We start from the raw sequence: 20,060 nt of genomic DNA, 5'->3' as shown, positions 1-20,060 counted from the left end.
CGAGCGGCCGGCAATACCGGCTTTTCACGTTTATTCGCCAAAAAGTGATGCCCTCGTCAGTCGAGCCAAGCCGGAACCGAATCGAGGCTGATCAGCTCGGCATAGGTTCTGCGCGGTCGTATCGCATGGAAATCGCTGCCCTTGACCAGAACTTCGGGGACCAGCAGGCGGCTGTTATAGGTGCCGGCCTGGACGGCGCCATAGGCGCCGGCGGTGCTGACGGCCAGCAGATCACCAGGCTTTGGCATCGACATTTCGCGATCGAGCGCCAGATAGTCGCCGGTCTCACAGACGGGGCCGACGACGTCGGCGCGGATACGCGGCGCGTTCGCCGCCGAAATCGTCACCGGGCGGATTTCGTGATAGGCCTCGTAGAGCGTCGGGCGGATGAGATCATTCATCGCGCCGTCGACGATGACGAAGGTCTTGTCGCCGCCGTCCTTCACATAAAGCACTTCGGTCACGAAAATACCGGCATTGCCGACAATCAGGCGGCCGGGCTCGGTGATGACCTTGCAGTTCAGATCGCGCAGCTGGTTCTTGACGATCGCCGCATAGGCATCCGGCAGCGGCGGCGGATTGTTGTCGTCCTTATAGGGGACGCCAAGGCCGCCGCCGATGTCGACGTGATCGATCGTGTGGCCATCGGCGCGGAGCGTCGCGACAAGGTCGCGCAGCAGCTTGAAAGCGTCGTCGAAAGGCTGCAGCTCGGTGATCTGGCTGCCGATATGCATGTCGATGCCGGTGACCTCGATGCCGGGCAGCTTGGCGGCATGGGCATAGATCGCGCGGGCACGCTCCCAGGAGATGCCGAACTTGTTTTCCTTCTTGCCGGTCGAGATCTTCGAATGCGTCTTGGCGTCGACATCCGGGTTGATGCGGAAGGAGACGGGGGCCTTCTTTCCGGCGCTGACGGCGCGCTGGTTGAGGATTTCGAGCTCGGGTTCGGATTCGACGTTGAAGCAGTAGATGCCGGCCTCGAGCGCGAAATCCATCTCGGACGGAGTCTTCCCGACGCCTGAAAACATGATGCGGCTTGCCGGAATGTCGGCTGCGAGCGCGCGGCGCAGTTCCCCTTCCGAGACGACGTCGATGCCGGCGCCGAGGCGACCCAGAGTCTTCAGCACCGCCTGGTTCGAATTCGCCTTCATCGCGTAGCAGACCATCGAGTCCATATCCGCGAAGGCTTCGGAGAAGACCCGGTAATGGCGTTCCAGGGTGGCGGTGGAATAGACGTAGAACGGCGTGCCGACCGCCTTGGCGATCTCGGGAACGGGAACGTTCTCGGCGTGAAGGATGCCGTGGCGGTACTCGAAATGGTTCACGGGCTTATGCCTTAAAGAAGAGGATCGAGAAGGAAGGGCTTGTCAATGGTTCCCGGCTGTTTCGTCGGCTTGGAAACGTCGCCTTCTTTCGTTGCCGCAGCGCTCGGCGGGTCGAGATCGCCTTTGCGCCCGCATCCGGCAACGGCAAGGCCGATGACGGCGATGACCGCCGTCAAACGAATGAGGTGCGGCAAGCTCTTCTGCATGGAATCCTCTTGTACGAGATATGGCGGACATCATTCATTCCGAACGATGGACATCTTCATAGCGAAGTTTCTCCGCCTTGTGCACCCTGATTGTTGGATGGTCTTTCCCCGTGCAAGGGAAGGGCGAAGCGGCTTTTCGCTTCGCCTTTCTTTCAGTTGCGGGCGCGCCAGAAGGCGATCTGCTTGCGCACCTCGGAGGGGGCCGTGCCGCCGAAGCTCTTGCGGCTGGCGACCGAGGCTTCGACGGTCAGCACGTCATAGACCTTGTTGGTGATATCAGAATGGATCGCCTGCAGGTCGGCGAGCGGCAGTTCGGCAAGACCGCAGCCCTTGCTTTCGGCCAACGCCACGGCGCGGCCGGTCACGTGATGGGCGTCGCGGAAGGGCAGGCCGGCTTCGCGCACCAGCCAGTCGGCAAGGTCGGTCGCCGTCGAGAAGCCGGAGCCGGCCGCCGCCTTCATGCGCGCGGTGTTGACGGTCATGTCGCGCACCATGCCGGTCATGGCGGCGATCGCCAGTTCCAGGCTCTCGGCCGCGTCAAAGACCTGTTCCTTGTCTTCCTGCATGTCCTTGGAATAGGCGAGCGGCAGGCCCTTCATGATCGTCAGCAGCGCGATCAGCGAGCCGTTAATGCGGCCGGTCTTGGCGCGCACCAGTTCGGCTGCATCCGGGTTCTTCTTCTGCGGCATGATCGAGGATCCCGTCGAAAAGGCGTCGGACAGGCGCACGAAACCGAATTGCGGCGTCGACCAGATGACGATCTCTTCCGCGAGACGCGACAGATGCATGCCCGTTATCGCGGCGATCGCCAGGAACTCGATGGCGAAGTCGCGGTCGGAAACCGTGTCGATCGAGTTGCGGGTCGGCTCGCGGAACCCCAGCGCCTTGGCCGTCATGTGGCGATCGATCGGGTAGCCGGTGCCGGCCAGGGCCGCCGCGCCGATTGGGCTCTCGTCCAGATGCTCGATGGCGTGGCGCACGCGCGAACGGTCGCGGCCGAACATTTCCACATAGGCCATGCAGTGATGGCCGAAGGTCACGGGTTGGGCGGTCTGCAGATGGGTGAAGCCCGGCATGACGCTTTCGGCATGTTCCTCGGCGCGGTCGAGGAAGGCGGCAATCAGGCCGGTCAGCATCTTCTCGGTCTTCTCGAGCTCTTCCTTGACCCAGAGGCGGAAGTCGAGCGCCACCTGGTCGTTGCGCGAGCGGGCGGTGTGCAGCCGGCCGGCGGGCGGTCCGATCAGCGTCGCCAGGCGCGCTTCGATGTTCATATGGATGTCTTCGAGCCGGCGCGAGAATTCGAAATTGCCCCTTTCGATTTCTGACAGGATCGTGTTTAGCCCGTGAACGATCTTGTCCTTATCCTCGGCCGAGATGATCCCCTGATGGGCGAGCATCGTCGCATGAGCGATGGAACCGCGAATATCCTGGGCGAATAGCTTCTTGTCGAAACCGATCGAGGCATTTATCTCCTCCATGATCGCGTCCGGGCCGGAGGCGAAGCGCCCACCCCACATCTGGTTGGAGGATTTGGTGTCCGTGTTGCTCTCGGCCATGAAAGATGCCCGTCCTGGAGAATGAAATGACGACAAAAAAACCCTTCGGCCTGCCGTCCGTAAAACTGATCGCAATCGCCGCCGTTGCAGGCGTTATTGCCGGTGCGGCAGCGGTATACGTGAAGGAGACGGGGATTGGCAATGGCATCGGCGATACGGCTTCGGTCGAATGCCCGCTGGCCAGGGAACGCGCCGCCAATCTGACGCCGCTGATGAAGGGGCAGGTTGCAGCGATGGTCGCCGCCAACGAGCCGCGCAAGCTGACCGCCGTATCCTTCAATGGCCCTGGCGGCAAACCGCTGACACTCGACCATTTCGCCGGCAAGACCGTGCTGCTCAATCTCTGGGCCACGTGGTGCGTGCCCTGCCGCGAGGAGATGCCGGCGCTGAACGCACTGGAAAAGCAGATGGGCGGCGACAAGTTCCAAGTCGTGCCGATCAATATCGATACGGGGGACGACGAGAAGCCAAAGGCTTTCCTAGCCGAGACCGGCGTCGACGCGTTGCAGCTTTACCGCGACAACACGATCGGCGCCTTCAATAGCCTGAAGAAGGAGGGTCTCGCCTTCGGCCTGCCGGTGACGCTGCTGCTTGACGACAAGGGCTGCCTGATCTCCGCCATGAACGGACCCGCCGCCTGGGACAGCGAGGACGCCAAGACTTTGATCAAGGGTGCGATCGGATCGTAAGGATGCCGGTCAGGAGTCGCCATTTCCTCTGATCAGGAAAACGCCGGCAATTCCTATAAGGACGCAGCACTGCAGCAGGAACATCGGTGTTTCGGTCGACATGGCGTTTCCCCCGTTCACGGCAAGGAAAGCATTTCGCGGGCGTTCGGTCCATTCGCCCTTTTTGGTGATGTCCCGCTTAGCGTGTCGGGACGGGCACCTCGCCGCGATAGTCGTAGAAGCCGCGGCCGGATTTGCGTCCGAGCCAGCCGGCTTCGACATATTTCACCAATAGCGGGCAGGGTCGATATTTCGAGTCCGCCAACCCGTCATGCAGCACCTGCATGATCGACAGGCAGGTGTCGAGGCCGATGAAGTCGGCAAGCTGCAGCGGCCCCATCGGATGGTTGGCGCCGAGCTTCATCGCCGTATCGATGGCATCGACCGTGCCGACACCTTCATAGAGCGTATAGATCGCTTCGTTAATCATCGGTAGCAGGATGCGGTTGACGATGAAGGCCGGGAAGTCCTCGGCGACAGTAATGGTCTTTTCCAGGGTGCCGACGAATTCTTTGGCGGCGGAGAAGGTCTTCTCATCGGTGGCGATGCCGCGCACCAGTTCTACCAGCTTCATGACAGGCACCGGGTTCATGAAATGAATGCCCATGAAGCGTTCGGGGCGGTCGGTGGCGGCAGCAAGCCGGGTAATCGAAAGAGAGGAGGTGTTGGTGGCAAGCAGCGCTTCCGGCTTCATCACCGGACAAACCTGACTATAAATCTTGCGCTTGACACTTTCGTCCTCCGTGGCTGCCTCGATGACCAGATCGGACGGAGCGAGGTCGTTGACATCGGCCGAGCCGGTTATGCGCGACAACGTCGATTTGCGTTCCTCATCGCTCATCTTGCCGTTCGTCACCAGTCGGGCAAGATTGCCATTGATGGTGGCAAGGCCGGATTCGATGCGGTCCTGCGAGAGATCGTAGATGTGGACCCTGTACCCTGCGGCGGCCGAAACATGCGCGATGCCGCAGCCCATCTGGCCGGCACCGATGATCCCAATATTCTTCAACACCGCACTCATCTCCAAACCCCCGCTCGGCAGTCGCCCCCGCGTTGCCGCATTATTTTAGCATTACTGCCGGACGAAAGATCGCCCGGCAGCAGATAAAAGACAATTTTCCAGTCATTCGCAAGTGCGAAAGGAAAGCATTGGCGGCTTTGAAGCGCGTTGCGATCTTTCAGATTCGCTTGTCGCGCTTCAGGTCCTTGCCTTTAGGCATATGTCCTCGCAAACCGCCGTGCAGTTTTGCGTGCCATGCTTTACAGCGCCTTTTGCAATTCCGGCAGGGCGTCGAACAGATCGGCGACAAGGCCGTAATCGGCAACCTGGAAGATCGGCGCCTCCTCGTCCTTGTTGATGGCGACGATCACCTTACTATCCTTCATGCCGGCGAGATGCTGGATGGCCCCGGAGATGCCGCAGGCGATATAGAGATCGGGCGCCACCACCTTGCCGGTCTGGCCGACCTGCCAGTCGTTCGGCGCATAACCGGCATCGACGGCGGCGCGCGATGCACCGACGGCAGCCCCGAGCTTGTCGGCAACCGGCAGGATGACCTCCTTGAACTTCTCGGCCGAACCGAGCGCCCGGCCGCCCGAGATGATGACTTTGGCCGAGGTCAGTTCCGGACGTTCGGACGTCGACAGCGCATCGGAGACGAAGCGCGACAGGCCTGGATCGGAAACAGCCGCGATCGCCTCGACGCTGGCCGAGCCGCCTTCCGGCGCCGAGGCAAACGAGGCGGTGCGCACGGTGATGACCTTCCTGGCATCGCTTGCCTGCACCGTCTGGATGGCGTTGCCGGCATAGATCGGCCGCTTGAAGGTATCGGGGCTGACGACCTCGATGATCTCCGACACCTGGGCGACATCGAGCAGAGCGGCGACCCGCGGCAGCACCGTCTTGCCGACCGAGGTGGCGGCCGAGACGATCGTGTCATAGGAGCCGGCGAGCGAGACGACCAGATCGGCAAGCGGCTCGGCGAGATTGTTGGCAAGCGCATCGCTTTCGGCCAGCAGCACCTTGGAAACGCCGGAAAGCTTGGTAGCCTGTTCGGCGGCAGCCTTGGCGGCCTTGCCGGCGACCAGCACATGCACGTCGGAGCCGATCTTTGAGGCAGCGGTCAGCGCCTTGGCGGTCTGGTCGGAGAGGTGATTGCCGTCATGGTCGGCCAGAAGAAGAATGGTCATGATAATTGCTCCTGTTCCAACCCGATTACAGCACGCCGGCTTCGTTCTTCAGCCTGTCGACCAGCTCAGCGACCGACTTGACCTTGACGCCGGCCTTGCGGCCACTCGGCTCCTCGGTCTTCAACACCTTCAGCCGCGGCGTCGTGGAGACGCCGAAATCGGCAGGGCTCTTCTTGTCGAGCGGCTTCTTCTTCGCCTTCATGATGTTCGGCAGCGAGGCATAACGCGGTTCATTGAGCCTCAGATCGGTGGTGATGACCGCCGGCAGCTTGATCTCGATCGTCTGCAGGCCGCCGTCGACCTCGCGGGTCACCTCAGCCTTGCCCCCAGGGACGGCAGCGTCGATCTCGATCTTCGAGGCGAAGGTCGCCTGGGCCGAACCGAGCAGCGCCGCCAGCATCTGGCCGGTCTGGTTGCTATCATCGTCGATCGCCTGCTTGCCGACGATGATGAGGCCGGGCTGTTCGGCATCGGCGACGCCTTTGAGGATCTTGGCGACGGCGAGCGGCTCGACCTGATCGTCGGTCTCGACCAGGATCGCCCGGTCGGCGCCCATGGCCAGGGCGGTGCGCAAGGTTTCCTCAGCCTTGGCCGGGCCGATCGACACCACCACCACTTCTTCTGCCTTGCCGGCTTCCTTCAGCCGCAGCGCCTCTTCCACCGAGATTTCGTCGAACGGGTTCATCGACATCTTCACATTGGCAAGCTCGACACCCGAACCATCCGGCTTCACCCGGATCTTCACGTTGTAGTCGACAACCCGTTTGACGGGCACGAGAATCTTCATGGGGTCTCCTTCAAGTAAAACTGGCTTCAGCGAGGCTTTTGAGGAAAATGCGCGCTTGAGCGCCGCTTCGATTGTCGAATGGCGACATGGATACGCGTTTTTCCCCCAAATACAACGCTTGCATGACGCAGGCAGGGGATTGCTTCGGCAATATATGGACGTTTACGTGCACGTCAATATATCCGTTAACGCCGGCCACGGCCCCAGAGGAGACGCCCGTCCGCGCCGGCCGTAACGGCCGCACCGGCGCCGGCTTCGTTCCTCACCGCGCGCGGCGTCACGATTTCCCGATCGAAAAGCGGAACGCCGCGACGACGCAGCGCCACGATCAAAACAGCGCCTGCAAGGATGCCGCCGACATGGGCGCCCCAGGAGACGTCGGCGTCGGGTGCAAAAGCCAGCATGAAGAACTGCTGGCCGATCCACAAAAGCAGCGGCACGAAGGCCGGCAGCGGCAAGGGCACACGTAAAAACACCAGCACCCAGACCCTGACGCGCGGATGCAGCATGACATAAGCGGCAACGACCCCGGAGATCGCCCCCGAGGCGCCGACCAGCGGCGCTTCCGGGGTCGTCGTCAGCAAGCCGTGGCAAAGTGCGCCGGCGGCCGCGCAGAGGAGATAGAAAAGCAGGAAGCGCATATGGCCCATCCCATCCTCGACATTGTCGCCGAAGACCCAGAGGAAGACCATGTTGCCGGCCAGATGCCAGAAGCCCGAATGGACGAAGGCATAGGTGATATAGGTCAGCGGCCCCGGCACGATGTCCAGTCCCTCGGCCAATTGCGCCTGCCCGAAGACGACCGCCGGGATGTAGCCGAGGCCGACGGTCGTTGCCTGGGCTGCCTGTTCGCTCTCCAGGCTGGTGAAGAGCCAGATTGCGACATTCAGCGCGATCAAGGCCAGCGTCACCCACTGAACCTTGATATGTTTGAGCGTATTGGCGTCGTGAAGTGGTATGAACATTAAGGCCCCCCGGCAATCGTGATCGCGGCAAACCTATCTGTTTTTTCCCGGAACCCAAAGCACATCCGCACGACCCTGGTCATTTGCATGGCGGGCCGCGACGAAGAGGAAATCGGAAAGCCGGTTGATATATTTCATCGCGGGCCCGCCGACAATTTCGCCCTCCATGCGCGCCAGCGTCACCATCAGCCGCTCGGCCCGCCGCGCAATCGTGCGGGCTAGATGCAGATGCGCGGCGGCCGGGCTGCCTCCCGGCAGAATGAAGGATGTCAGCGGATTGAGGTCGGCGTTCAGCCGATCGATATCGCGCTCGATGCGCTCGACCTGCGTCTCGACGATCCGCAGCGGCTCATAGGCCGGCGGTTCGCCGGTGTCGGGCGTGGCGAGATCGGCGCCGAGGTCGAAGAGATCGTTCTGGATCGACTTCAGCATCGTGTCGAGGTCGACCAAGTCTGTCGTGTAAAGCCGCGCCAGGCCGATCGCGGAATTGGCCTCGTCGATCGTGCCATAGGCCTCGACGCGCAGATCGTCCTTCCGGCGGCGCGGGCCGGAAGCCAGGCCCGTCGTGCCGTCGTCGCCGGTCTTCGTGTAGATCTTGTTGAGTTTCACCATGCCGCACCGCCGATCGAGGAGAGGGCGGTGGCATTGCCCCAAGCTCCGTCATGCTCGGGCTTGAGCCGGGCATCCACACCGCATCTGTCAGCGGCTATGGGGATGGATCCTCGGCTCAAGCCCGAGGATGACGGAGGGTGGGGTTGGCCTTGTCGCCAAATTCGCTCCGGCATACTGACGCACACCGCGTCGGAGTGTTTCCCTAAGCCGCTCGCCTCACCTCCCTCATTCCTGTCCTCGGGCTTGTCTCGAGGGATGTCACGGGAATCCAGTGCGTGCATCATCAAAAGCCCCTCCACGGTTTCCTCAGGTCGGGCGGCCGCCGCCGGTGATCCAGAGCGTCAGCATGATCAGGATGACGGCGACTGCCTGCAGGAGGACGCGAAGCTGCATCAGCTTATTGGAAAGGTTGGCGTCGCCGCCCTTCATCATGTTGAAGAGGCCGCGGATCAGCACGAGGGCGACGACGCCCATGACGATGACCGCAAGGATATAGGTGATTGTGGACATGGCATTCAGCTTTCTCAGTCCGTCCAGCGCATCAGGCGGTAGAAGAGGTCCGCCGGAAGCAGCCGCTTCAGGAGCATGCCCTGTTTAGCCGGAGTCGTTACGGGGTAATGTGGCCTTGGATTTTTCGAGTTCAATGCGTGTTTCAATACCGAATAAACCGCCTCGGGGCCAAGTTTATGACGATTGACCGGCCCCGAACCCTCAAGCCTCGCCAACTGCCTGACATAATCGGCTGCGTGCGGCGAGTTCTCGACATCGATGTTTTCCTTGATCTTTGCGAGCGCATTGGCGGTGAAACGCGTGGCGATCGGTCCGGGTTCGATCAGGCTGACATGGATGCCGCTGCCGTGCAGTTCCATGAGCAGGGTGACGCTGAGGCCCTCGAGCGCGAATTTGGAGGCGGTGTAGGCGCCGCGATAGCGATAGGGGACGACGCCGAGAATGGACGAACATTGCACGATCCGGCCCTGGCCATGTTTGCGCATCGTCGGGATGACCTGCCGCGTCAATTCGTGCCAGCCGAAGAAATTCGCCTCGAACTGCGCGCGCAGCGCTGCCGTCGAAAGATCCTCGACGGCGCCCGGCTGGCCATAGGCACCGTTGTTGAAGAGCGCGTCGATGCGACCGCGGCTGCGTTCGAGAACCGCGCCGACCAGCTCGGTGATCGTCTCGGTTCTGGCATAGTCCATCAAGAAGGTTTCAATGCCGTCGGCTTCGAGGGCCGGCAGATCATCCGTTTTACGCACCGTTGCAAAGACGCGCCAGCCATCGGCTTTCAACGCCCGGGCGCAATGCGCGCCGATGCCGGAGGAACAGCCGGTGACGACGATTGTGCGCTGCTCCACCATTGAATGATTCCTGTACAAAATGGGACTCGTTTCCCATATTCGGCCAGAGGATACAATCTGGAAGCCGGAGACGGAATGCGGAAGGTGCTGCGCACGATCTACGACGTGGTCTATGACGCGATTTGTCACATGGTCGAGGACGACGGATTTGCGATGGCAAGCCACGTCGCGCTGTCGAGCCTGCTTGCGGTTTTCCCGTTCCTGATCTTCGGTACCGCATTGGCAAGTTTCCTTGGCGCCGATCAGTTTTCCTCCACCGCTATCCATCTGATCTTCGACACCTGGCCCGAAGCGATCGCCAAACCACTCGCCGACCAGGTGCTGCAGGTTCTGACCATTCCGCGCGGCGGGCTGCTGACGATCTCGGTGCTGGCGGCCGCCTATTTCGCCTCGAACGGCGTCGAGGCGCTGCGCATCTCGCTCAATCGTGCCTACCGGGTGCAGGAAACCCGGCCGTGGTATTTCACCCGCCTGGCCAGCCTCGGCTACGTGCTGATCGCGGTCATCATCTTCGCGGCGATCAGCATCCTGCTGGTGGCGCTGCCGCTGGCGCTCGATTATGCCCGGAATTGGTTTCCGCTGTTTGCCGATACGCTCGACATCGTCTTCAGCTGGCGGATCTACGGCACGCTTTTTGTGCTGACCGTAGGCCTGCTGGTCATGCATCTCTGGCTGCCGGCCGGCAAGCGACGGGTCTTCGACGTCATTCCCGGCGTGCTGCTAACGCTGCTTCTCTGGCTCGCCGGCGCATTGATCTTTGCCTATTATCTTGCCACCTTCGCCAATTATACCGCGACCTATGCCGGTCTCGCCTCTGTCATGATCGTGCTGATCTTCCTCTACATGGTCGGCGTCATTTTCATCATCGGCGCGGAGATCAATGCGGCGCTGATCAAGTTCCGGGTCTTCCGGATGTTCTCGCATACGCTTTCGATCGTCGGCAGAGAGCGTGTCGAACGGCGATCAGAGCCCGACAAGGCGGCGAATATCGGCCCCTGACGTGCCGCGGGCACGCAATTCGGCGATCCCGCTGTCACCTTCGCTTTTCGAAAGCTTGCGGCCATCGGCGTCGAGAATGAGGCGATGATGATGATAGAGGGGCTGCGGCAGGCCGAGGAGCACCTGCAGCAGCCGGTGCACCGATGTGGCGTGGAAAAGGTCGAGCCCGCGCACGACATGCGTCACGCCCTGAAGGGCGTCATCGACCACCACCGAAAGATGATAGCTTGAGGGAGCATCCGAGCGCGACAGGACGACATCCCCCCAGACGCCAGGCTCGGCCGCGATCTCGCCTGTTCTGCTGTCGCCGGTTTCCGTCCAGAACAGCAGTTCACCGATCAGGTCGAGCGCCTTGCGCATGTCGAGACGCCAGGCATGCCTTTTCCCGGAGGAGAGGATATCCCGCCATTCGGTTTCGGGCCGCTCGCGATCAATCGGCGGATAATGCGGCGTGCCATCGGGATCACGAGGCCAGGATTCGCCTGCCGCCTCATAGGCGGCAACCCGCGCCTTCACCTCGCTGCGCGTGAGGAAAGCCGGATAGACCAGGCTGCGTTCGATCAGCGCATGCAGCGCTGCCTGGTACTCCGGAAAATGTTCCGACTGACGCCGCACCGGGCTTTCCCAGTCGATGCCCAGCCAGTTGAGATCCCGCAGGATGCCGGCCTCGAATTCCGGGGTGCAGCGGGCCTGGTCGATATCTTCGATGCGCAGCAGCAGGCGGCCCTGCAGAGCTTCTGCCATGTCGCGGTTCAAAAAGGCCGACAGGGCATGGCCGAGATGCAGCGGTCCGTTGGGGCTCGGCGCAAAACGAAAGACAGGTTTTTGACGCTCGCTCGTGGTCATGCTTTCTTCTGCCACGGATTTCGGTTTTGAACCACTAGGAGGAAGCGTGCAGATCATTCGCAATGACGATGACGTCAGGCTCGGGCTCGAAGCGTTGCTTCGCCTCGATCCGCGCCTTGCACCGATCGCGGCGGATGCGGGCCCGCTTCCGCTGCGGCTGCGCGAACCCGGTTTTGCCGGCCTTGCCCATATCATCGTGTCGCAAATGGTCTCGCGCGCCAGCGCCGAGGCGATCTGGCGACGCATGCTGCCGGCGGATGGCGCGCTGACGGCGGAATCTTACCTGTTACTTCACCCAGAGGCATGGCGGGAATTCGGCCTGTCGCGCGCCAAGGCCGATACGCTGACGCGGATCGCAGACGCGGTTGCCTCCGGTCGCCTCGATCTGTCCGGGCTCTGCCTGAAGCCGCCGGGCGAAGCGCTTAGCGAGCTGACGGGGCTGAAGGGCGTCGGCCCGTGGACGGCGGAGGTCTATCTGATGTTCTGCGGCGGCCATGCCGATGTCTTTCCGGCCGGCGACGTCGCGCTGCAGAATGCCGTCGGCGCCGCGCTCGGACTTGCGGCGCGGCCGCAAGCGAAGGCGCTTGCCAAGCTTTCGCAGGTCTGGTCGCCATGGCGCTCGGTAGCAGCCCGGCTTTTCTGGGCCTATTACGCCGCGAAACTGCGCCGCGACATGGTGCCGAACGGTTGATCGGCCACACTCTTCAAATTGCCTTTATCCTCTGAATTTATTGGACTTCACAATCCTGTAACAACCGGCCTAATATACAGGTGCAGATGCCGAATCGATCAGGAGAGTCCCTTGACGATTGCAGTCTCCCCGCAGGCCCTGCCGGCGCTCGTTCTGAACGCTGACTATCGGCCGCTGAGTTATTACCCCTTGTCGCTTTGGTCCTGGCAGGACGCGATCAAGGCGGTATTTCTCGACCGTGTGAATATCATCGCGGAATATGAACACTCGGTTTCCTCGCCGAGCTTTTCGATGCGGCTTCCGAGTGTCGTATGCCTGAAGACTTACGTTCAGCCATCCCGCAATCCTGCTTTCACCCGGTTCAACGTTTTCCTGCGCGATCGGTTCGAGTGCCAGTATTGCGGCTCGCATGACGACCTGACTTTCGACCACGTCATCCCGCGCGCCCATGGCGGCGAGACGACCTGGGAAAATGTCGTTGCGGCTTGCTCCCCTTGCAATCTGCGCAAGGGCAGCAAGCTTCCGAAGCAGGCAGGCATGTTCCCGGCGCAGAAGCCCTACCAGCCGACGGTGCAGGATCTGCACAATAACGGCCGGCTGTTTCCGCCAAACTATCTTCACGACAGCTGGCTCGACTATCTCTACTGGGATACCGAACTGCAGCCCTGATCGCACCCGTCAACAGCGTCGCAGCGACCGGGAGTCCGCAACCGCGCTTCGGCTCTTTGCTTCCATGTCGTTATCAGCGACCCGTTGCGCATGTCCTCGGCGACATGCGTCAGGCGGTTTTGCGAACGCCGACGAAAGCGAAGGCCGCAAGCAGGATTCCCGCAATGACGTTCCAGCCGGCAAAAGACAGGCCGAGTACCCTGAGCGCCGCATCGGTGCAGGATGGGCCCTTGATCGTGTTGAGTTCGCCGAGCAGATCGCCGGCATTGGTCGTCATGCTGCTTGCGGTGGTCGAGCAGGTGGCCGGGCCTGGCCAGAAGTGCCATTCGACGCCGGCGTGATAGACGCCCATGCCGGCGGTAACGAGCATCAGAATGCCGGCTGCCAGAATCATCGCGCGGGAAATCCAGTTTGGCAGACCGAAGAACTCGCAGATCGCTGCGAGAATGGCGATCGGAATGGCATAATAATAGGGCTGACGCTGCAACAGGCAGAGCGCGCAGGGGATATAGCCGCCGATATACTGGAAACCGAGGGCGCCGCCGACCACTGCCGCCATGCCGATAGCGAGCAACATGGAATAGACGAAGCCGGGACGGGCGAGCGGCGAGGCGGTGGCAGTCATGGCGGAACTCCGCGAGAGTTTGGCTTAGAGCAATTCCAGCAAAAGTGTGAAGCGGTTTTGCGTCCAGAATTGCGTAAAATTAAAATAGATAGAGCATCTTCGTTATTCGAAGAAAAACGAAACGCTTTAGTGAGCGAAAGAGCGGTAGCCGACGTATAGCACGATCACCGCAGTGGCACCGATGCCGACGAGCTGGCCGAGGCGCTTCTCGATGAAGTCGCGGATCGGCTCGCCATAGCGGCGTAGCAGCCAGGCGAGGAGAAGGAAACGCGCGCCGCGGGCCACGATCGCCGAGATGATGAAAAGCCCCAGATTGACGTTAATGACGCCGGACAGGATCGTCACGATCTTGATCGGCGGCAGATGCGCAAGGCCTGATGTGACAAGCAGCAGGAGGATCCACTCGTAGGTGACGTAGGCCTTCATCTCCTCAAAGGCATCGAGCTTGCCATAGAATTCGAGAACTGGCCGCGCCACCGCTTCATAAGCGTAGTGACCCAGCGCCCAGCCTGCGATGCCGCCGAGCACGGAGGCGATAGTCGCAATCAGCGCATAGCGATAGGAGCGCTCCGGTTTGGCGAGTGCCATCGGCAGGAACAGCACATCGGCGGGGACGAGAAAGACGGAGCTTTCGACGAAGGCGATGACGGCGAGCCAGGCTTCGGCCGATTTGCGCGCGGCCAGAGACATGGTCCAGTCGTAAAGTCTGCGGAGCATTCCGTTCCCTTCCTGTTGCGGTGCAAAAGAGCTTTAGGGGCCGTAGACCGCCCTGTAAATGCTCGCCCGTGTCCTTCGTGCCACCCACCGCCTAAAAATTTCGTGATGCGTGCATCGATGTCTCTCCCAAGATTTCATGGGATGGCGAATCGGCGATTCTGCGGCAAGCTGGTTTGAGGGCGACGTGCAGGGTGACGCGACATGAAATTCAAGGTGATCGAGGGCGGCCGTGGGCAGGCCGCTTCGACGGACGGGCATACTGACGACAGGCCGAACCGCGACGACGTTCGCCGCGAAGCCGTCCGGCGGCTCAACGAAAGCGGCTATCATCCCTCCCGCATCCGGGAATTTGTGACCGGCGCACCGATGCCGGCGGCGCTGAGGTATCTGTCGATGCAGATCGATTTCGCCGCCGAAGCGCTGTCGCGGCTCGATCCGATCCCCGCGGATTTCCGTTCCGACGGTTATTGGCCGGCATCGTCCTGAACGGATTGCGACCCTGTGGTGGCTGCGGTTTCAGGACAGATCCATCGACTTTTCCCATTGCTGCCGCAACACATTCATCTCCGTGCGCTTCTGGGCCATTTCGCTGACGATCGCCCGCAGGTTGGGATGGTGCGACATGAACATGTTGAAGTCGCGCCGCTCGAGCACCTCGAACTGACAGAAGTCGACGGCGATGACGTCGGCCGTGCGCCGCCCGCCGCTCAGCAGCGCCATCTCGCCAAAGAAGGCGCCCGGTTCGAGGCGGATCGCGCCGCTGGCGACCCGCACTTCGACCGCACCCGAGGAGATGAAATACATGCTGTCGCCGCGATCGCCGCGGCGGATGACCCGCTCGCCGGGCGGGGCCGACCTTGCCTTGAAGAGCAGCAGCAGCTCCTCCTGCGCATCCTCACCGACCTGGGAGAACAGCGGGAAGGTTTCGATCAGCTGCTGCATCTTCAGCTGGTGCTGGCGTTGGCGCTCCTCGCCGAGAGCCCTGATCTTTTCAAGTTCCTTGCCCAGCGTCTTCTGATTCTTTCTGCCGTAGTTTTCAAAGAGGAGGGGCCATTTCGAATGCATATATTTCTTCAGGCCGTCGCTTGCGACGATGACGATCGGGTTGAGCGTGATCGACAGGATCGCGGCGGCAAGGATCATATCCTGGCCCTCATGCGGCAGCAGCCCGAGCGAGACGCCGAGGCCGGCGAGGATGAAGGAAAATTCGCCGATCTGGGCAAGGCCGCCGGCCAAGGTCAGGCCCATGCTGATCGGATAGCGCAGCAGCATGACGATCGCGAAGGTGATGATGGCCTTGCCGAGGATGATGAGTGCGAGGGCCCCCATCACGGCCAGCGGCTGGCGCACTAGGATCGATGGGTCGAAGAGCATGCCGACGGAGACGAAGAACAGCACGGAGAAGGCGTTCTGCAACGGCAGCGAATCGGCGGCTGCTCTGTGGCTGAGCTGGGATTCGCTCATGACGACGCCGGCGAAGAAGGCGCCGAGCGCAAAGGAGACCCCGAAGATCGCAGCCGAGCCGAAGGCAATGCCGAGGGCGATCGCCAGCACCGTCAGCGTGAAGAGCTCGCGCGATCCGGTGCGCGCGATCATCGTCAGCAGCCAGGGCACGATCCGAGGGCCGAGGAAGATCGCCATGGCGGCGAAGGCCGCCACCTTCAACAAGGTCAACCCGATCGTCAGCGCCAGCGGCAGTTCGCCAAGACCATGATTGGTCGTATCGACGGCATGACCACCGAGAAGTTCTGCCAGCGCCGGCAGCAGCACCAGCGCCAGCACCATCGCCAGATCTTCGACGATCAGCCACCCGACGGCGACGCGCCCGCTTGCCGCATTGACGAGATTGCGCTCCTCCAGCGCCTTCAGGAGCACGACGGTGCTTGCCACCGACAGGCTGAGGCCGAAGACGATGCCGGCGCCGAGGCTCCAGCCCCAGAGCTTGCAGAGGCCGATGCCCAGCAATGTGGCAAAGAATATCCGTCCGATCGCACCCGGCACGGCGATACCGCGCACAGCGAGCAGATCGGAGGCGGAAAAATGCAGGCCGACGCCGAACATCAGCAGAATGATGCCCATTTCGGCGAGCTGGCCGGCAAGCGCGGTGTCGGCGACGAAGCCTGGGGTGAACGGCCCCATCATGATGCCGGCCACCAGATAGCCGACGAGCGGCGGCAGCCGGAGCCGGTCGGCGCCATAACCGAGGACCGCCGCGAAAACAAAACTGACGGCGACCGTCGCGATGAGTCCTACTTCTTGATGCACGTCTGGCCTCGCCTGATGGTAACGGCCGCCACATTGGACGAAGCTTAAACAAAATTAAACAGTTGATTTGCGTTTTGAGAGCTTGGTCGGTGCCCTTGGCCAGCCGGAAACAGATATCGTCGGCAAAAGGATCGCCATCGTCGGCGCGCCACGGATGTTGGAACCAGTCTTCGCTCAGGTCGTTGCCCCTTCATCACCAAAAGGAGAAACGAGATGCGGAAGATCATCTTGAACTGTACTGTGGCGGCGCTTGCCGCCTGCTCGTTTGCAGCCCCTGTTCTCGCCGACAGCGTCTATGTCCGAGAGCGCACCTATGACGACGACGGCTATCGCCAGGAGCGGGTCCGGCCCGGCATCACCATCAGCGAGCGCGGCTTGACCTTCGGTGTCCGAGAACGCGAGCACCGTCGCTATCGCGACAATGGCTGCGAAACCAGAAGCGTCACCCGCCAGACCGAGGACGGCGAGGTTACCCGGACTGTGCGGCGCTGTTACTGATGAAATATCAGCGAAGGGCGAGGCCCGGTTCCTGCGTGAGCCGGGTTTTCACCTTTCGTGGCGCTGCTATCGCAATGTGGTGGTGGAAGACCTCCGTCGGTGCTATGAGCACGCCTTCGGTCGAAGCGCGTTCCCAGCGCAAGGACCTGCACAGGATTTTCATATGATTGAACTTACCCCGTCCCAGATCGCCGGACTCAAACTCGCCAGGGATGGAGATCTTTATCCTCAGCCGGCCAACAAATGGACGCATCAGAACGCGACCGTAACCTACGCAAAAACCGACCGGTGGAAAGAGCGGCCTCAGAAAGTGAAATCGGTCACGGCCAAGACGCTGGGTGAGCTGAAGGAGCCGGGTTTCCTCGAGCGGCGGCATCTGGACGACGACGCATCAAAGGACGTCTACGGCATCACCATGGCCGGCAAGATGTGGCTGTTGAAGAATAAGTAATTTTATTCGGATGCAAATTCGTTCCGTATCGGGATCGAGGCCCGCGGGTTGAAGCCAGTGCGCCTTCGTTCCTGACGGAAGCGGAGGCTGGTGCCCCATGCCGGGGTCGAACCAGCACTTCTTTCGAAACTCGATTTTGAGTCGAGCGCGTCTACCAATTCCGCCAATGGGGCAACGGATACCGACGAGGCGGGTGTCTAACATGTGTGCGCCCGCGCATGCAATACGGGCGAGCGAAGTTATCGCGGCAATCCGGCGGAGAGGTCCGACTTTGCGTCGAGGTCGGATCCTCTCTGAGATCAATGGGCCGCAGCAGGCGCCGCGCTCGGCAGGCCTGATTTCTTCAGCGTGATCGCAAGGATCGAGGCCAGCAGGCAGAAGGCGCCGGCGACGAAGAAGGCGGGCAGATAGCTCGACAGTTCCGTGCGCGAGAGGCCGGCGCCATAGGCGGCGGTGGCGGCGCCCAGCTGATGGCCGGCAAAGACCCATCCGAAGACGAGGCCGGCCTTTTCGCGGCCGAAGCGGTCGGCGGCGATCTTGACTGTCGGCGGCACGGTGGCGATCCAGTCGAGGCCATAGAAGATGGCAAAGATCGAAAGGCCGTAGAAGCTGAAGTCGCTGAAGGGCAGATAAAGCAGCGAGAGGCCGCGCAGGCCGTAGTACCAGAACAGCAGCCAGCGATTGTCGAACCGGTCGGACAGCCAGCCGGAGCCGATAGTGCCGAAGAAATCGAAGATGCCCATGACGGCCAGCACGCTGGCGGCGGCCACCGGCACGATGCCGAAATCGCCACAGAGGGTGACGAAATGGGTCTGGATCAGGCCGTTAGTGCTGAGGCCGCAGATGAAGAAGGTGGCAAAGAGAATCCAGAAGGTCGAGGTGGTCGAAATCTCGCGCAGCGTGGTGATGGGCGTCATCAAGGCAGCGCCGAGCGTCGGCTTGGCCGGTGCCGGCGTGACATGCGCCTCGCCCAAAGAGGGCAAATTGACGTCAGCCGGCCGGTCGCGCATGAAGGCGAGAACGGCAAGGGCGGCGACCATGATCATGGCGCAGACGAAAAACACCGTCGATCGCCAGCCGTAACGCTCCGTCAGCTCCGCCATCAGCGGCAGAAAGACGAGCTGGCCGGTGGCCGAGCTTGCCGAAAGCATGCCGACGACAAGACCGCGATGCCTGGTGAACCAGCGCGTCGACACCGTCGCGGCGAGCACCATGGCCGTCAATCCCGTGCCGAAGCCGACGACGATGCCCCAGAGCAGCAGGAGCTGCCACAGCGTCGTCATGAACAGCGAGCCGACAAAGCCTATGCCGATCAGCGTCAACGCAAAGACGATGACCTTGCGCACTCCGAAATAATTCATGAAGGCGGCGGCAAACGGCCCCATGAAGCCGAACAGGATCAGGCGGATCGCGAGGGCGGAGGAAATCTGCGAGGTTTCCCAGCCGAATTCGTCCTGCAGCGGCTTGATCAGCACGCCGGGAGCGCCCATGGCGCCCGCCGTCACCAGCATGGTGAGGAAGGTGGCGGCAACGACGACCCAACCGTAATGAATGTTGCGCCGGGCAAGGGTTGAGGCAAGGGCTGTGGAAACCATGTACGCTGTTCCGTTCGGATTCTCGGGGAAGATACTGGACCGATTTACATGATGGTCATCATATTTCTTGCGTATTGATGATGGACATCATATAAATTGTCAAGCCACTATTTCCGGAGACGACGATGCGGGTCAGCCGCGAGAAATTTGCCGAAAACCGCGAGAAGATTCTGAGTGTTGCCGGCGTGCTCTTCCGGGAAAACGGTTTTGACGGCGTTGGCGTTGCCGACATCATGAAGGCGGCAGGGCTGACGCATGGCGGCTTTTACGGTCACTTCAGCTCCAAGGATGAGCTGGCACTTGAGGTCAGCCGCAAGCTGATCGATCGGGTGGAAGAGCGCTGGAAGGAGCATATTGCCAGTTCGCCCGACCGGCCGCTCGAAACACTTCTTGACCATTATATCCACTGGCGCACGGTTGATGATCCCGGCGGCAGCTGCGTCTTCGCAACGCTGATTCAGGAGGTGAGCCGCAGCCGCGGCGCGGTTCGCGCCGTCTTCAGTGACGGACTGTCCGTGCTGGTCGACACACTTGCCGATATTGTTCCCGGCGACAGCGAAGAGGAACGCCGCGCCAATGCCGCGACGACGCTCTCATCGATGATGGGCGCCGTCATCCTTGCCCGCGCCGTCGAGGACCGGGGGCTTGCCGAGCAATTTCTGGTGACCATGCGCCGGCAGCTCGATCCGGGCAGCCAGAGATAGTTTAGTCGCGGAAGGCGATGAGCGCGTTGGCCTCAACGATCTCGGTGAATTTTCCATCCGGCGCCAGGGTGGCGAGTTCGTTTCGCAGCGGCGAAGGCGATGCCGATCTGGCCCGGACCGCAGCCGAGGTCGAGCAGACGGTCGCCGGGGCGAAGGCCAGTTCTGGTGATCACGCGTTCGATCAGTGCGTCGGGATAGGGAACGCGGAAACGGCCGTAATAGGCGGCGGTGGTGCGGAAGCGGCGGGGCTCGAAGGGAACAGTAGTCATGAGA

The 20,060-nt window shown here is 61.6% G+C and carries 23 protein-coding genes, 1 tRNA gene and 1 pseudogene; 8 read left to right on the top strand and 17 right to left on the bottom strand.

Annotated elements, in window-relative coordinates:
* Positions 1 to 56 precede the first annotated feature (56 nt).
* The 3 genes from lysA to argH all read right to left on the bottom strand — a co-directional run bounded on the left by lysA (position 57) and on the right by argH (position 3,087).
* A complete protein-coding gene (gene lysA, locus J2J99_RS20130; protein WP_168296680.1) occupies positions 57 to 1,325 on the bottom strand; it encodes a diaminopimelate decarboxylase in 1,269 nt (422 codons plus the stop codon).
* Between the two features lie 11 nt (positions 1,326 to 1,336).
* A complete protein-coding gene (gene lptM, locus J2J99_RS20125) occupies positions 1,337 to 1,531 on the bottom strand; it encodes an LPS translocon maturation chaperone LptM (RefSeq protein ID WP_168296681.1) in 195 nt (64 codons plus the stop codon).
* A gap of 152 nt (positions 1,532 to 1,683) precedes the next feature.
* Positions 1,684 to 3,087: an argininosuccinate lyase gene (argH, locus tag J2J99_RS20120; RefSeq protein WP_168296682.1), complete on the bottom strand. Its 1,404-nt coding sequence runs from the start codon at positions 3,085 to 3,087 to the stop codon at positions 1,684 to 1,686.
* Positions 3,088 to 3,113: 26 nt separating this feature from the next.
* Here argH and tlpA point away from each other — a divergent pair, with 26 nt between their 5' ends.
* On the top strand, positions 3,114 to 3,776 hold the full coding sequence (gene tlpA / locus J2J99_RS20115; protein WP_168296683.1) for a thiol:disulfide interchange protein TlpA: 663 nt from the start codon (positions 3,114 to 3,116) through the stop codon (positions 3,774 to 3,776).
* A 178-nt stretch (positions 3,777 to 3,954) separates the two neighbouring features.
* On the opposite strand, the gene J2J99_RS20110 is transcribed toward tlpA, so the two are convergent.
* The 7 genes from J2J99_RS20110 to J2J99_RS20080 form a co-directional block, all read right to left on the bottom strand.
* Positions 3,955 to 4,836 (bottom strand): 3-hydroxybutyryl-CoA dehydrogenase, encoded by an 882-nt coding sequence (locus J2J99_RS20110; RefSeq protein WP_168296684.1) that lies wholly within the window; start codon positions 4,834 to 4,836, stop codon positions 3,955 to 3,957.
* A 239-nt stretch (positions 4,837 to 5,075) separates the two neighbouring features.
* Positions 5,076 to 6,005 carry an electron transfer flavoprotein subunit alpha/FixB family protein gene (locus tag J2J99_RS20105; RefSeq protein ID WP_168296685.1) on the bottom strand — a complete coding sequence of 310 codons (930 nt, stop codon included), beginning with the start codon at positions 6,003 to 6,005 and terminating at the stop codon, positions 5,076 to 5,078.
* Positions 6,006 to 6,030: 25 nt separating this feature from the next.
* Positions 6,031 to 6,792, bottom strand: coding sequence for an electron transfer flavoprotein subunit beta/FixA family protein (locus J2J99_RS20100; RefSeq protein ID WP_168296686.1), 762 nt, complete (start codon positions 6,790 to 6,792; stop codon positions 6,031 to 6,033).
* Positions 6,793 to 6,977: 185 nt separating this feature from the next.
* Entirely contained in the window at positions 6,978 to 7,757 is a 780-nt protein-coding gene (locus tag J2J99_RS20095) for a rhomboid family intramembrane serine protease (RefSeq protein WP_168296687.1), read from the bottom strand.
* A 33-nt stretch (positions 7,758 to 7,790) separates the two neighbouring features.
* Complete coding sequence (locus tag J2J99_RS20090) at positions 7,791 to 8,369, bottom strand: cob(I)yrinic acid a,c-diamide adenosyltransferase (RefSeq protein ID WP_168296688.1); 579 nt, start codon at positions 8,367 to 8,369, stop codon at positions 7,791 to 7,793.
* 306 nt (positions 8,370 to 8,675) lie between these two features.
* A complete protein-coding gene (locus tag J2J99_RS20085; RefSeq protein WP_064686421.1) occupies positions 8,676 to 8,879 on the bottom strand; it encodes a twin transmembrane helix small protein in 204 nt (67 codons plus the stop codon).
* A 14-nt stretch (positions 8,880 to 8,893) separates the two neighbouring features.
* Positions 8,894 to 9,727: an SDR family oxidoreductase gene (locus J2J99_RS20080; protein ID WP_168296689.1), complete on the bottom strand. Its 834-nt coding sequence runs from the start codon at positions 9,725 to 9,727 to the stop codon at positions 8,894 to 8,896.
* Between the two features lie 75 nt (positions 9,728 to 9,802).
* On the opposite strand from J2J99_RS20080, the gene J2J99_RS20075 reads away from it, so the two are divergent.
* Entirely contained in the window at positions 9,803 to 10,726 is a 924-nt protein-coding gene (locus J2J99_RS20075; protein ID WP_168296690.1) for a YihY/virulence factor BrkB family protein, read from the top strand.
* Here the strand turns inward: J2J99_RS20075 and gluQRS are convergent.
* Positions 10,691 to 11,572, bottom strand: a complete 882-nt coding sequence (gene gluQRS, locus J2J99_RS20070; RefSeq protein WP_168296691.1) for a tRNA glutamyl-Q(34) synthetase GluQRS — start codon at positions 11,570 to 11,572, stop codon at positions 10,691 to 10,693. The genes J2J99_RS20075 and gluQRS overlap by 36 nt on opposite strands.
* Here gluQRS and J2J99_RS20065 point away from each other — a divergent pair.
* Complete coding sequence (locus J2J99_RS20065) at positions 11,571 to 12,263, top strand: DNA-3-methyladenine glycosylase family protein (RefSeq protein ID WP_168296692.1); 693 nt, start codon at positions 11,571 to 11,573, stop codon at positions 12,261 to 12,263. The two genes, gluQRS and J2J99_RS20065, sit on opposite strands and share 2 nt — an antisense overlap.
* A 111-nt stretch (positions 12,264 to 12,374) precedes the next feature.
* On the top strand, positions 12,375 to 12,932 hold the full coding sequence (locus J2J99_RS20060; RefSeq protein WP_010031546.1) for an HNH endonuclease: 558 nt from the start codon (positions 12,375 to 12,377) through the stop codon (positions 12,930 to 12,932).
* 109 nt (positions 12,933 to 13,041) lie between these two features.
* Here J2J99_RS20060 and J2J99_RS20055 read toward each other — a convergent pair whose 3' ends face one another.
* Positions 13,042 to 13,557 (bottom strand): disulfide bond formation protein B, encoded by a 516-nt coding sequence (locus J2J99_RS20055; protein WP_168296693.1) that lies wholly within the window; start codon positions 13,555 to 13,557, stop codon positions 13,042 to 13,044.
* Between the two features lie 126 nt (positions 13,558 to 13,683).
* The gene (locus tag J2J99_RS20050) at positions 13,684 to 14,274 is read right to left on the bottom strand and encodes a YqaA family protein (protein ID WP_168296694.1); all 591 of its coding nucleotides are present in this window, start codon (positions 14,272 to 14,274) and stop codon (positions 13,684 to 13,686) included.
* 201 nt (positions 14,275 to 14,475) lie between these two features.
* Here J2J99_RS20050 and J2J99_RS20045 point away from each other — a divergent pair, with 201 nt between their 5' ends.
* The gene (locus J2J99_RS20045) at positions 14,476 to 14,760 is read left to right on the top strand and encodes a hypothetical protein (protein ID WP_168296695.1); all 285 of its coding nucleotides are present in this window, start codon (positions 14,476 to 14,478) and stop codon (positions 14,758 to 14,760) included.
* A gap of 30 nt (positions 14,761 to 14,790) precedes the next feature.
* On the opposite strand, the gene J2J99_RS20040 is transcribed toward J2J99_RS20045, so the two are convergent.
* The gene (locus tag J2J99_RS20040) at positions 14,791 to 16,539 is read right to left on the bottom strand and encodes a cation:proton antiporter domain-containing protein (protein WP_168296696.1); all 1,749 of its coding nucleotides are present in this window, start codon (positions 16,537 to 16,539) and stop codon (positions 14,791 to 14,793) included.
* A gap of 213 nt (positions 16,540 to 16,752) precedes the next feature.
* On the opposite strand from J2J99_RS20040, the gene J2J99_RS20035 reads away from it, so the two are divergent.
* Together J2J99_RS20035 and J2J99_RS20030 are read left to right on the top strand one after the other, a co-directional pair.
* On the top strand, positions 16,753 to 17,037 hold the full coding sequence (locus tag J2J99_RS20035) for a hypothetical protein (RefSeq protein WP_168296697.1): 285 nt from the start codon (positions 16,753 to 16,755) through the stop codon (positions 17,035 to 17,037).
* Positions 17,038 to 17,200: 163 nt separating this feature from the next.
* Positions 17,201 to 17,488 carry a hypothetical protein gene (locus J2J99_RS20030; protein WP_064825865.1) on the top strand — a complete coding sequence of 96 codons (288 nt, stop codon included), beginning with the start codon at positions 17,201 to 17,203 and terminating at the stop codon, positions 17,486 to 17,488.
* An 88-nt stretch (positions 17,489 to 17,576) separates the two neighbouring features.
* On the opposite strand, the gene J2J99_RS20025 is transcribed toward J2J99_RS20030, so the two are convergent.
* Positions 17,577 to 17,661: transfer RNA gene (locus tag J2J99_RS20025), tRNA-Leu, on the bottom strand.
* Between the two features lie 126 nt (positions 17,662 to 17,787).
* Positions 17,788 to 19,083, bottom strand: coding sequence for an MFS transporter (locus J2J99_RS20020; protein WP_012485376.1), 1,296 nt, complete (start codon positions 19,081 to 19,083; stop codon positions 17,788 to 17,790).
* A gap of 125 nt (positions 19,084 to 19,208) precedes the next feature.
* Here J2J99_RS20020 and J2J99_RS20015 point away from each other — a divergent pair, with 125 nt between their 5' ends.
* On the top strand, positions 19,209 to 19,787 hold the full coding sequence (locus J2J99_RS20015) for a TetR/AcrR family transcriptional regulator (protein WP_168296698.1): 579 nt from the start codon (positions 19,209 to 19,211) through the stop codon (positions 19,785 to 19,787).
* 89 nt (positions 19,788 to 19,876) lie between these two features.
* On the opposite strand, the pseudogene J2J99_RS20010 reads toward J2J99_RS20015, so the two are convergent.
* Positions 19,877 to 20,056 (bottom strand): annotated as a pseudogene (locus tag J2J99_RS20010) (class I SAM-dependent methyltransferase); the annotation flags it as partial.
* Positions 20,057 to 20,060: the final 4 nt, after the last annotated feature.

The organism is Rhizobium binae, assembly GCF_017357225.1.
Lineage (GTDB): Bacteria > Pseudomonadota > Alphaproteobacteria > Rhizobiales > Rhizobiaceae > Rhizobium > Rhizobium binae.
Note: the sequence above shows the minus strand (reverse complement) of the source record. Positions and strands in the feature narration are given on the sequence as shown.